At 69.4% G+C, this 11863-nt stretch carries 8 protein-coding genes and 1 pseudogene; 5 read left to right on the top strand and 4 right to left on the bottom strand.

The features are described 5' to 3' along the window. Positions 1 to 49 precede the first annotated feature (49 nt). Together typA and ACTWQO_RS47880 are read right to left on the bottom strand one after the other, a co-directional pair. Positions 50 to 1957, bottom strand: a complete 1908-nt coding sequence (gene typA / locus ACTWQO_RS47885) for a translational GTPase TypA (RefSeq protein ID WP_443243704.1) — start codon at positions 1955 to 1957, stop codon at positions 50 to 52. Between the two features lie 364 nt (positions 1958 to 2321). Continuing rightward, complete coding sequence (locus tag ACTWQO_RS47880; RefSeq protein ID WP_443243703.1) at positions 2322 to 4406, bottom strand: ABC transporter family substrate-binding protein; 2085 nt, start codon at positions 4404 to 4406, stop codon at positions 2322 to 2324. A 287-nt stretch (positions 4407 to 4693) separates the two neighbouring features. Here ACTWQO_RS47880 and ACTWQO_RS47875 point away from each other — a divergent pair, with 287 nt between their 5' ends. Genes ACTWQO_RS47875 through ACTWQO_RS47860 form a run of 4 tightly spaced genes read left to right on the top strand, consistent with a single transcriptional unit; the run spans position 4694 to position 8566 of the window. Then, entirely contained in the window at positions 4694 to 4984 is a 291-nt protein-coding gene (locus ACTWQO_RS47875) for a hypothetical protein (protein ID WP_443243702.1), read from the top strand. A 44-nt stretch (positions 4985 to 5028) separates the two neighbouring features. Beyond that, positions 5029 to 5865 carry a hypothetical protein gene (locus tag ACTWQO_RS47870; RefSeq protein ID WP_443243701.1) on the top strand — a complete coding sequence of 279 codons (837 nt, stop codon included), beginning with the start codon at positions 5029 to 5031 and terminating at the stop codon, positions 5863 to 5865. Next, the gene (locus ACTWQO_RS47865; RefSeq protein WP_443243700.1) at positions 5865 to 7793 is read left to right on the top strand and encodes a fumarate reductase/succinate dehydrogenase flavoprotein subunit; all 1929 of its coding nucleotides are present in this window, start codon (positions 5865 to 5867) and stop codon (positions 7791 to 7793) included. The genes ACTWQO_RS47870 and ACTWQO_RS47865 overlap by 1 nt, the downstream gene beginning before the upstream one ends. Next, complete coding sequence (locus ACTWQO_RS47860) at positions 7790 to 8566, top strand: succinate dehydrogenase/fumarate reductase iron-sulfur subunit (protein WP_443243699.1); 777 nt, start codon at positions 7790 to 7792, stop codon at positions 8564 to 8566. Before ACTWQO_RS47865 ends, ACTWQO_RS47860 begins: the two co-directional genes overlap by 4 nt. On the opposite strand, the gene ACTWQO_RS47855 is transcribed toward ACTWQO_RS47860, so the two are convergent. Together ACTWQO_RS47855 and ACTWQO_RS47850 are read right to left on the bottom strand one after the other, a co-directional pair. Continuing rightward, complete coding sequence (locus tag ACTWQO_RS47855) at positions 8558 to 9484, bottom strand: class I SAM-dependent methyltransferase (RefSeq protein WP_443243698.1); 927 nt, start codon at positions 9482 to 9484, stop codon at positions 8558 to 8560. The two genes, ACTWQO_RS47860 and ACTWQO_RS47855, sit on opposite strands and share 9 nt — an antisense overlap. 140 nt (positions 9485 to 9624) lie before the next feature. Further along, complete coding sequence (locus ACTWQO_RS47850; RefSeq protein WP_443243697.1) at positions 9625 to 10701, bottom strand: hypothetical protein; 1077 nt, start codon at positions 10699 to 10701, stop codon at positions 9625 to 9627. 86 nt (positions 10702 to 10787) lie between these two features. On the opposite strand from ACTWQO_RS47850, the pseudogene ACTWQO_RS47845 reads away from it, so the two are divergent. Continuing rightward, positions 10788 to 11863 (top strand): annotated as a pseudogene (locus tag ACTWQO_RS47845) (hypothetical protein); the annotation flags it as partial.

The following is an 11863-nucleotide window of genomic DNA, read 5'->3' as shown; positions in this document are numbered from 1 at the left end:
GGCCCCTTAGAGGGGGGGGGGCCCTGACGCGGTCGTACGACGCGGAGGGTCAGCCGTGCTTGGCGCGGCTCGCGGCGTGGGCGCGCTCACGGGCGTCCAGGTTCACCTTGCGGATGCGCACGGCCTCCGGGGTGACCTCGACGCACTCGTCGTCGCGGCAGAACTCCAGGGACTGCTCCAGGGAGAGCTTGCGGGGCGGCACGATCGCCTCGAACGAGTCGGCCGAGGAGGACCGCATGTTCGTGAGCTTCTTCTCCTTGGTGATGTTCACGTCCATGTCGTCGGAGCGCGAGTTCTCGCCGACGATCATGCCCTCGTACACCTCGGTACCCGGGTCGGTGAACAGCACGCCACGCTCCTGAAGGTTCGTCATCGCGAAGGCGGTGACGGAACCGGCGCGGTCGGCGACCAGGGAGCCGTTGTTACGGGTCTGGAGGGTGCCGAACCAGGGCTCGAAGCCCTCGTGGATGGAGTGTCCGATGCCGGTGCCGCGGGTCTGGGTCAGGAACTCGGTCCGGAACCCGATGAGTCCGCGGGAGGGGACCACGAACTCCATGCGGACCCAACCCGAGCCGTGGTTGGACATGTTGTCCATCCGGCCCTTGCGGACGCCCATGAGCTGCGTGACCGCGCCCATGTGCTCCTCGGGGACGTCGATGGTCATGCGCTCGACCGGCTCGTACGTCTTGCCGTCGACGTCCTTGGTGACGACCTGCGGCTTGCCGATGGTCAGCTCGAAACCCTCGCGGCGCATCTGCTCGACCAGGATGGCGAGCGCCAGCTCACCACGGCCCTGGACCTCCCAGGCGTCGGGACGCTCGGTGTCGAGGACGCGGAGCGAGACGTTGCCGATCAGCTCGCGGTCGAGGCGGTCCTTGACCTGACGGGCGGTGACCTTGCGGTCCTTGACGGCCGCCTTGTTGTCGGCGCCCTTGCCGGTGCCGCCGCGGCCGACCAGCGGCGAGGTGTTGGTGCCGATGGTCATGGAGATCGCGGGCTCGTCGACCGTGATCAGCGGGAGCGGGATCGGGTTCTCGGGGTCGGCGAGGGTCTCGCCGATCATGATCTCCGGGATACCGGCGACGGCACAGATGTCACCCGGGCCGGCCTTCTCGGCGGGCTTGCGGGTGAGCGCCTCGGTCATCATCAGCTCGGTGATGCGGACGTTGCTGATGTTCCCGTCACGCTTGATCCACGCGACCGTCTGGCCCTTCCGCAGCTCGCCCTGCTCGACGCGGAGCAGCGCGATACGGCCGAGGAAGTTGTCGGCGTCGAGGTTGGTGACGTGGGCCTGGAGCGGGGCGGCCTCGTCGAAGGTCGGCGCCGGGATGTGCTCCAGGATGGTGGAGAAGAACGGCTCCAGGCTGGTGGAGTCGGCCGGGACCGTGCCGTTGTCCGGCTTGGTCAGCGAGGCGATGCCGTCACGGCCGCAGGCGTAGACGATCGGGAACTCGATCTGCTCCTCGTCCGCGTCCAGGTCGAGGAAGAGGTCGTAGGTCTCGTTGACGACCTCGTCGATACGGGCGTCCGGCCGGTCCGTCTTGTTGATGCAGAGGATGACGGGGAGGCGGGCCTGCAGGGCCTTGCGCAGCACGAAGCGGGTCTGCGGGAGCGGCCCCTCGGAGGCGTCGACGAGGAGAACGACCCCGTCCACCATCGACAGACCGCGCTCGACCTCGCCGCCGAAGTCGGCGTGGCCGGGGGTGTCGATGATGTTGATGGTGATGACGTCCCCGCCGGCCTTGGGGTGGTACTTCACCGCCGTGTTCTTGGCGAGGATCGTGATGCCCTTCTCACGCTCCAGGTCGTTCGAGTCCATCATGCGGTCGTCGAGGGACTCGGCGGCGTGCGCGGCGAAGGAGCCGGCCTGCTTGAGCATGGCGTCGACGATGGTCGTCTTGCCGTGGTCGACGTGGGCGACGATGGCTACGTTGCGGATGTCGTGGCGCGTGGCCATGATGTGGCGTACTCCCGGAGTGGTGAGGACGGCCTACGCGTACGTCTGTGTCACGCGGGCCCTGCCGGGCTGAACATGCCACGGCCTTACCCCATCGTACGGGGCCGCGCAGGCAGGGGCTCGCCGGGCTGTGTCCGCGCAGCTCAGGCCTGCTTTACGGCGGCGAATCGGCCGGACAGGTCTCGCGGGCCGCGGTGCGGCCGGCCTCTGAGTCGGGGGAGCTGGAGCAGGGGAGGAAGCCGGTGCCGACGCCCTCCCAGGTCAGCACGGTGTCGTCGACGGGCTTCAGGTCGGCCGAGTAGGAGTCGGTCTCCTTCTCGAACCTGATCGGTTCGGCCGGCGCGGTCAGCTTCTCCAGAGGCGTTCAGTTGCGGGGCTTTGCGCTCGCCGACGCCTTCGCCCCCTTCTTCAGGAACCCCATGTCCTCATACACCGGCGTCTGGAAGCCGAAGGCGCCCGCGTTGACCACGTTCTTCTTCGCTGCCGTCAGCTGGGGGCGCTGGTAGAGGGGGATGGAGGCGGCGGTGGCCCAGATGCGGGAGTCGGCCTTGCGGATGAGGCTGCGGGACTCGGACTCGTCCAGCGTGGAGAGGGCCTGGTCGAAGAGCTGGTCGACCTGGTCGGTGCCTACGCGGGTGTAGTTCTGCTCGACGTTCAGGGAGCCGTCGGCGGCGGGGACGGGCTTGGCGTAGATGGGGCGGGCGTCGGTGGCGGGGAAGGCGGAGGAGGGCCAGGAGTAGAGGGCGAGGTCGTACTCGCCGGAGGCGATGTGGTCCTTGAAGTAGCTGTCGTCGGAGACCTTCTTCAGCTTGGTACGGATGCCCACCCGGTCCAGCATCCGCCCGATCCGGTCGGCCACCGTGCGGAGGGTCTCCGAGCCGTCGCCCGACGGAAGCACGAACGTGAGGGTGAGCGGCTTGCCGTTCTTGGCGAGCGGGCCGGCCGGCGCGGCGGCGGGAGCGGCGGTGCCCATGGGGGCGTACGCGCCGGGCGCACCGCCCTGCTTCAGCTGCTGCCTGCCGTCCTGGGCGAAGTGCTCCTTGCGCTTCTCGGGGTGCTTCTTCTCCCGGTCGGCCTCGCCCGGCGCCTTGTGGTCCGCCGCGCGCGCCTTGTTGTCCTCGCCGACGATGTACGTCCCGTCGTCGCCGCCCTGCGACGTGTCCTCGGACTTCCTCCCCTTGGAGCCGGCCGCCTTCTCGCCCTTCTCCTGCCGCTCCGTGACAGGGCCGCCCCGCACCCACCCGGCATCCGCGAGCAGCGCCTGGGCCTCCTTGGTGTCCTGGCCGCCGAGGGCGTCGCTGTTGTCGGCGTAGGCGGCCTGGCCGGAGAGGGCGAGGTGGCTGCCGACGGGAACGGCGGGCAGGCCCAGCGGCCTGAGGACGGCCTTGGCCAGCTCCTCCCGGTCCAGGGCGCGAGCCACCGCGCGGCGGACGCGCTCGTCGGCGAGCGGGCCGTCGGCGCCGTTGAGGGCGAGCTGGGTGTAGGCGGGCTCGAAGGACTTGCGGACCTCGAAGCCGCGCAGGGCCGGTGAGTCGTCCGAGCCGTCGGGGCCCTGGAGCGGGGTGCCGGTGCCCTGCGGACGGGCCGCGAGGACGATGCGGTGCGACAGGTCGGGCTCGATCTCGGCCAGATCCAGCTTGCCCTCGGCCAGCTCGTCGGCCCGCTCGTCGAGCGGTACGGAGCGCAGCTCGATCTGGGAGAGCTTGGCGGGCCGTCCCCACCAGCGCGGATTGCGGGTGAGGGTGATCCGGTCGGCCTTGCGGTCGATCTTCTTCACTAGGAAGGGACCGGCCGTGACCTTGAGCTTGCGCCGCGCTCCGTCGTTGAAGGAGTCCGGCGTGCCCATGACCTCCTTCGGGTACAGCGGCGTGAACAGCGACTGCCAGTCGGCGTAGGGCCGGGCGAAGGTGACCTTGACCTCGAGGTCGTTGTCGCCACGCTGGATCCGCTGGATGCGGTCGTAGCCGGCGTTGCGTGCGGTCCAGTAGGAGCTGTCCTTGCCGGACAGGGCGCGCCACTGGGCGGCGAAGTCGGCGGCGCCGATCTCCCGGCCGTTGCTCCACACCGCCTGCTGGTTGAGCTTGTAGAGGACGACCTGCTTGGGCTCGGTGTCGACGACCTTCGCGGACTCCAGGTACCCGGGGTTGATCCGCGGGCTCCCCTTCGCGTCCAGCCGGAACATCGACGGCAGGACGGCCTGGGCGACGCGGGTGGTGGTGGCGTCGGCGTCGGCCTGGAAGGTGTTCAGGGTCTCCGGTACGGAGTCCACGGCCCAGCGCAGGGTGCCACCGTCGGCGACCTGGGCGCGGACGGCGGGCGCGATGTCCTGCCCGGCGAGCGGTTTGCCGGCCGGGTCCTTGGTGCTGCATCCGGTGAGCGCGAGGGCGCTCGCGCTGAGGAAGGCCACCGAGCGCATGACCGCGCGCTGTCCGACGCCGTCGTGGGACATCTCTTACCTCCGGGGCCACAGGGCGTTATGATCACTTTTGGCGGTATATGGAGCTGATCACACGTATGCGGCCACCTAAGAGGAAAGGGTTCAGCAACGGAGTGCGACACGGCGCCGGGCAGGGGAAACCCACCCGCTCGGCCCAATGGGCTCGCACCTGTGAACGCAACCGAACATCGGCCAATCGGTGCACACGACTTCCCACCGGCAGGTGTGACGCGCAACACTCGCAGGCGCATGAACGTTGCCGCCCAAGGCCGCCCGGCCTACGGAAGTGAGGAAACGTCATGTCCGTGCACGACGAACTGACGTCCATCCAGCGCAGCCTCGACGACCTGTCCAGGTCCGTCAGCCGCCTGGAGCAGCAAATGGGCAGCGGCGGGCTGGACATCCGCCGGGTCCGCACCGACTGCGATCACCTGCGCGAGAGCGCCGCGCTGCTGAAGGAGGCGGCCTCCGCCCCCGCGGCGCCCAAGCGCCCCGATCTCGTCACCATCCCCGACACCCCGTACGACGACTCTCTGTGGATCGACACGGACGACGAGGGACTCGGCGCCCGTGACCGCCACGCCCCCTGAACCCTCGAACCGTTCGAGCCGATCGAACCGACCGGAGTCATGAGTTGGCCACTGGTACGGAACCACCGACAACTGAACCCCATCCCGTCGGCGGCGGCGTACGCACCGGTACGCGCGCCGCGATCGACGCCCCGCATCTGCGGACCGACCGCTGGTGGCTGGCGCCCGCCGTCACCGCGGCCGGTCTGCTCGCGTTCATCGTCTACTCGACGTGGCGGGCCTTCGCCGACGCGGACTACTACGCGGCGCCGTATGTCTCGCCGTTCTACTCCCCCTGTCTGGCGGAGCGCTGCGAGCCGATGCACGCCGGTCCCAACTGGGAGATCTTCGGCGGCTGGTGGGGCATCTCCCCCGCGATCATCATCCTGATCTTCCCGCTCGGCTTCCGCCTGACCTGCTACTACTACCGCAAGGCCTACTACCGGGGCTTCTGGGCCTCGCCCCCGGCCTGCGCGGTGGCGGAGCCGCACAAGAAGTACTCCGGTGAGACCCGCTTCCCGCTGATCCTGCAGAACATCCACCGGTACTTCTTCTACGCCGCGATCCTGGTCGCCGGGATCCTGACGTACGACACCGTGCTCGCCTTCCGCGACGAGAACTACGAGTGGGGCCACATGGGCCTCGGCACGCTCGTCTTCCTGGTCAACATCGCGCTGATCTGGGCGTACACGATCTCCTGCCACTCCTGCCGGCACATCGTCGGCGGCAAGCTCAAGCACTTCTCCAAGCATCCCGTGCGCTACCGCATGTGGCAGTGGGTGGGGAAGCTGAACAACCGTCACATGCTGCTCGCCTGGGCGTCGTTGGTGAGCGTGGCGCTCGCCGACTTCTACGTGTATCTCGTCGCGTCCGGCGCCTTTGATGATCCGAGGTTTTTCTGATGTCCGTGGTGGACCGGCAGGAGTGGGACGTCGTCGTGGTCGGCGCCGGGGGCGCAGGACTCAGGGCCGCGATCGAGGCGCGCGAGCGGGGCGCCCGTACGGCCGTGATCTGCAAGTCGCTGTTCGGCAAGGCGCACACGGTGATGGCGGAGGGCGGCATCGCCGCCGCGATGGCCAACGCGAACCCGCACGACAACTGGCAGGTGCACTTCCGTGACACCCTGCGCGGCGGCAAGTTCCTCAACCAGTGGCGGATGGCCGAGCTGCACGCCCAGGAGGCGCCGGACCGCGTGTGGGAGCTGGAGACCTGGGGCGCCCTGTTCGACCGTACGAAGGACGGCCGGATCTCCCAGCGCAACTTCGGCGGCCACGAGTACCCGCGCCTCGCCCACGTCGGCGACCGCACCGGCCTGGAGCTGATCAGGACGCTCCAGCAGAAGATCGTCTCCTTGCAGCAGCAGGACAAGAAGGAGACCGGGGACTACGAGTCGCGTCTGAAGGTCTTTCAGGAGTGCACGGTCACCCGGGTGTTGAAGGACGGCAATCGGGTCTCCGGAGTCTTCGCCTACGACCGTGAGACCGGCCGTTTCTTCGTCCTGGACGCGCCCGCTGTCGTGATCGCGACGGGCGGGATCGGCAAGTCCTTCAAGGTGACGTCGAACTCGTGGGAGTACACGGGCGACGGTCATGCGCTGGCGCTGCTGGCCGGGGCACCGCTGTTGAACATGGAGTTCGTGCAGTTCCACCCGACGGGCATGGTCTGGCCGCCGTCGGTGAAGGGCATCCTCGTCACGGAGTCGGTGCGCGGCGACGGAGGGGTGCTGCGCAACTCCGAGGGCAAGCGGTTCATGTTCGACTACATCCCCGACGTCTTCAAGGAGAAGTACGCCGAGTCGGAGGAGGAGGGCGACCGCTGGTACGACGACCCGGACAACAACCGGCGCCCGCCTGAGCTGCTTCCGCGCGACGAAGTCGCCCGCGCGATCAACTCCGAGGTGAAGGCGGGCCGCGGCTCTCCGCACGGCGGGGTGTTCCTGGACGTGTCGACGCGGATGCCCGCCGAGGTGATCAAGCGTCGGCTGCCGTCCATGTACCACCAGTTCAAGGAGCTGGCCGACGTCGACATCACGGCGGAGGCGATGGAGGTCGGGCCCACCTGTCACTACGTGATGGGCGGCATCGCGGTGGAGTCCGACACGGCGGCCGCGCGCGGGGTGCCGGGGCTGTACGCGGCCGGTGAGGTGGCCGGCGGTATGCACGGCTCCAACCGGCTGGGCGGCAACTCGCTCTCCGACCTGCTGGTGTTCGGACGCCGGGCGGGCTGGCACGCGGCGGAGTACGCGGCGGCGCAGGCCTTCGAGCGTCCGCCGGTGGACGACGTCCAGATCGACGCGGCGGCGGCCGAGGCACTGCGCCCGTTCTCCGCCGAAGGCCCGGAAGAGGGCACGCCGGAGAACCCGTACACCCTCCACCAGGAACTCCAGCAGACCATGAACGACCTGGTCGGCATCATCCGCCGCGAGGGCGAGATGCAGCACGCGCTGGACAAGCTCGCCGAGTTGCGCGTACGGGCCCGGCGGGCCGGTGTCGAGGGGCACCGGCAGTTCAACCCGGGCTGGCATCTCGCCCTGGACCTGCGGAACATGCTGCTCGTCAGCGAATGCGTGGCACGGGCGGCGCTGGAGCGCACGGAGTCGCGCGGCGGCCACACCCGCGAGGACCATCCGACGATGGACCGTAAGTGGCGCAACATCAACCTGCTGTGCCAACTGGCCGATCCGACAGGCGGGTTGGCGGCCACCGACTCGGTGCGCGGCCAGATCGACCTGCTGCGCGAGACCACCGAACCCATCCGCTCCGACCTGCTCGCCCTCTTCGACAAGGAGGAGCTGGTCAAGTACCTCGCCGAAGAGGAGCTCTACGAGTGAGCAGCTACGAGGCCCGCTTCAAGGTGTGGCGGGGTGACATCAAGGGCGGCGGCCTGGAGGACTTCAAGGTCGAGGTCAACGAGGGCGAGGTGGTCCTGGACATCATCCACCGCCTCCAGGCCACCCAGGCGCCCGACCTGGCCGTCCGCTGGAACTGCAAGGCGGGCAAGTGCGGTTCGTGCTCGGCGGAGATCAACGGCCGCCCGCGGCTGATGTGCATGACCCGCATGTCCGTCTTCACGCCGGACGAGACGATCACGGTCACGCCCCTGCGCGCGTTCCCGGTCGTCCGCGACCTCGTCACGGACGTCGGCTTCAACTACACCAAGGCGCGCGAAGTACCCGCCTTCGTACCGCCCGCCGATCTCGGGCCGGGCGAGTACCGGATGATGCAGGAGGACGTGGACCGCTCGCAGGAGTTCCGCAAGTGCATCGAGTGCTTCCTGTGCCAGGACACCTGCCATGTCGTCCGCGACCACGAGGAGAACAAGCCGGCGTTCGCCGGGCCCCGCTTCCTCATGCGGGTCGCGGAGCTCGACATGCACCCGCTGGACGCCGCCACCGAGTCCGGCCTGGACCGCAAACGCACCGCCCAGGACGAACACGGTCTCGGCTACTGCAACATCACCAAGTGCTGCACGGAGGTCTGCCCCGAGGGCATCAAGATCACGGACAATGCGCTGATCCCCTTGAAGGAACGCGCGGTCGACCGCAAGTACGACCCCCTGGTGTGGCTGGGGTCGAAGATCCGCCGACGGCCCTCGTCAGGCTGAGGCCGCCCGCAGATACCCCGAGTGGGCCACCTGGCCGAGGTACTTGAACCGGGTGTCCGTGGTCATGTGCTTCTCGAAAGCCTCCTTGATCCCGGGCCACTTGGGGTGCCCGAAATCGTCGAGTACGACGATGCCGCCGGGCGCGACGATCTGCTCGGCCCACTCCAGGTCGGCGGCGACACCGGCTGCGGAGTGGTCACCGTCGACGATGACCACGCCGTAGGCGCGGTCGGCGACCAGGGCACGCACCTCGGGGTCCTCCGAGAAGCCCTGCTGGATCCGGGCGGCGGCACCGGCCGCGCCCGCGAGGGCCAGATTGGTGCGTACGGCGGCGCCGTTCACCGGGGTGCCGGAGGCGTCGGTGCCCATGGTGGCGCCGGGCTGCAGCTGCGTCCCGGCGAGCGGATCGACGATGGTCAGGCTGGGCGCACGCCCGGCCCGCTCCATCATCCGGATGAGAGCAGCCGCGAACATCCCGTACAGCGTGCCGATTTCAAGGACCTCGTCGTTCGGCGGATCGAGCAGCGGTACGGCCGACAGCTTGCCGACGATGTTCATCGTGCCGCCCGCGATACGGCCGACGCCGAGCGCCTCCATCGCGATGAGCAGCCGGAACGCCTGGGCCACGTTGCGCTCGGCGGCATCCCTGTCCCCGCCGGACACCTCCGCCAACTCCGCGATGGTGCGGTTGAGATGAGGCGCCGACGGCAGCCGCGACGCGCCCCGTCCGGTCCCGTCGAAGAACAGCTCCAGTGGCCGCTGACGGTTACGCAGCTTCTTCAGTTCCTCCTGCGTCACGTCGGCCCGGGCGGACTCCTCGACGACACGGCGGACTTGGCGTTCGATGCGCTGGTCGATGAGTTCGGCGATCGGGCGCAGTGCGCGCCGGGCGGCCTTGCTGGTGATTAGCGCTCGCATGAATGTGCGACCTCACAGGGATAGGAGATGTGGACCCTAGGGGCGGTCACAGCACGTTCACAACAAACTAAAGGGCCCCTGTGGGGAAAGTTCGCATGACGACTTGATAACGGAATGGTCACGCTGAAGGAAGATGCTGGTCAAGGCTTGTTGACCCAGGCAACCCGGTATGCCGTCCAGTCGTCCGCGGTCGCCGCGAAGTCGACGTAGAGCGCCACACCGAAGTTTCGGCGGTCCGCGTCCGTGCGGGACAGGCCGAGGCGGACGCCGCGGACGGCGGCGGGCACGGTCTCCGCGTGGGCCCAGTGGCCGAACCGGTTCTCGTGGAAGAACGGCAGGCCCATCAGGAGGTCGGTGGTGGGCGGGGTGGCCTCCAGGGCGAGGGAGGTCTGCTGGGCGACGTAGCCGCCGTAGGTGCTCTGCAGCGGCTGCATGGTGTCGTACGACATGACGGCGATCTGGTCGACGCGGCGGGCCACCTGGCCGAAGAACTTCTGCGACCACCACTTGGGATGGCCGGTGGTCGTGCCCCAGAAGGAGTGGAAGCCGGGGAGCGGGTCGATCTGGTGGGCGGCGACGGAGAGGGGCGCGTTCTGGGCGCTCGTGACGCGGTGCAGGGCGTCGAGGAGCGTGAGGTAGTCGCCGTCGTCCGAGTGGAGGGGCTCCAGGTCGAAGTGGACGCCGTCGAAGCCGGCCGCGAGGATCTGGCGGGTCGAGCCGACGACCGCCGCGCGCGTCTCCGGGCGCTCCAGGCGCATGCCGTCGGGGTTCTCGGTGGCGAGCACGTCGCCGAGCCAGGCCTGCACCCGGATGCCGGGCATCTCCTTGTGCACCGCGTCGATGAACCAACGGGCCCTCGGGTACGACGACTCCGGCAGTGTTCCGTCGTGTTCCAGCGGGCCTGCGTGGACGTAGAGGTCCCTGATGCCGGTGGTGTCCAGTTGCCGGGCGAGCGCGGTCACGTCGGCGTCCTTCTTACGGCCGTCCACCCAGGCGTGGCCGAGCCAGATCGCGTCGCGGTTGCGGGTGTGGGTGCCGGACGCAATGTCGCCGGTGTGGTTGATGTAGAGGGCTGTTTCGGCGGTGAGGGTGGGGAGGAGGATGAGCAGGAGGAGGGTCAGGACGATGCGGCGGGTCCAGCGGAACCAAGGGCTCCGCCGGGGCGGTGTGGCCGGTACGGCCTCGGCTTCGCCTTCGGCGGCTATCGGTTCGTCCATCCCCGTATCCCCTCCCTCATCGAAGCCCCACCCCACCCGACGTCCCCCACTCGCGCGCCCACATACCCGGTCATACGCTCCCAAATGTGACGTCATCCTTGATCCGGGACCGGCAGCGGCGTGCCGCCGTGCGGGTGGCGCATGCCGGGCTGGGCGGTGCGGCCGGGCTGGTGTGGCTTGTGTTGCCGGGGATGACGATCAGTGCCGATGATCCGGTTCCGTCGGCCGTGCAGGCGGCGCACGTATCGCAGGAAGAGGACGAGACGTCCACCGCCGACCTCGTGCTGCCGCTCGTCGCGGCGAGTGCGGCGGTCGCGCTGGCCGGGTACGCGTATCTACGACGGACAAGACGGACGCGTACACGGACGACACCCGGCGGCGTCCCCGTCATCGTCCCGCCGCCGCCCCTCGCCGAACTCGACGAGCGTGCACGGGCGTTGCTCGTCGAGGCCGATGACTGTGTCCGCACCAGCCGTGAGGAACTCGGGTTCGCTCAGGCCCTGTTCGGTACGGCGGCCGTGGCGCCCTTCGCCCGGGCCGTACGGGACGCGGAGGGTGAACTGTCGGCCGCCTTCCGGATGCGGCAGCAGTACGACGACGGAGTCCCGGCCGACGGTGCGTCCCGTCGGCATGCGCTCGCCGGGATCGTGGGGCGGTGCCAGGAGGCGGGGCGGCGGCTGGACGCGGAGGCGGCAGGGTTCGATCAACTGCGTGGCCTGGAGCAGGGCGTGGGCGAGGCGCTGGAGATCGCGGAGACCCGGTTCCGGGAGCTGGCGGCCCGCACGGCTGCCGTGCAGGCCACCCTCGCGGACCTCGGCAAGCGGTACGCCCCTTCCGCGACCGCCGCCGTCACCGGCCACGTCGAACAGGCCAAGGACCGCCTCGTCTTCGCCACGTCCCGCCTCAACGAGGCCCACCAGGCCGCCGACGCCGGCGAGACAGACCGCGCGGCACGGCACCTACGAGCCGCCGAGAGCGCCATCACCCAGGCCACCGTCTTCCTCGACACCATCGACCACCTGGCACAGGCCCTCGCCGAGGCCGCGAACTTCGTCCCGGCCGCCCTCACCGGCGCGGAGGTGGAACTTGCGGAGGCGCGGGGGTGGCTGGTGGAAGCGGGGGGTGGGGTGGGAGGGGCGCCTGGCGGTGGGGCAAGTGGCGG

The sequence above is a fragment of the Streptomyces sp. 4N124 genome (assembly GCF_052245395.1).
Classification (GTDB): domain Bacteria; phylum Actinomycetota; class Actinomycetes; order Streptomycetales; family Streptomycetaceae; genus Streptomyces.
This window is presented reverse-complemented; position numbering and strand designations above follow the sequence as displayed.

What these genes read in the sequence shown, in the direction of transcription:
- ACTWQO_RS47865 (WP_443243700.1), top strand. Translation starts at nt 5,865, where the DNA reads ATGTCCGTGGTGGACCGGCAGGAGTGGGACGTCGTCGTGGTCGGCGCC.
- ACTWQO_RS47880 (WP_443243703.1), bottom strand. Translation starts at nt 4,406, where the DNA reads ATGTCCCACGACGGCGTCGGACAGCGCGCGGTCATGCGCTCGGTGGCC.
- ACTWQO_RS47850 (WP_443243697.1), bottom strand. Translation starts at nt 10,701, where the DNA reads ATGGACGAACCGATAGCCGCCGAAGGCGAAGCCGAGGCCGTACCGGCC.
- ACTWQO_RS47875 (WP_443243702.1), top strand. Translation starts at nt 4,694, where the DNA reads ATGTCCGTGCACGACGAACTGACGTCCATCCAGCGCAGCCTCGACGAC.
- typA (WP_443243704.1), bottom strand. Translation starts at nt 1,957, where the DNA reads ATGGCCACGCGCCACGACATCCGCAACGTAGCCATCGTCGCCCACGTC.
- ACTWQO_RS47855 (WP_443243698.1), bottom strand. Translation starts at nt 9,484, where the DNA reads ATGCGAGCGCTAATCACCAGCAAGGCCGCCCGGCGCGCACTGCGCCCG.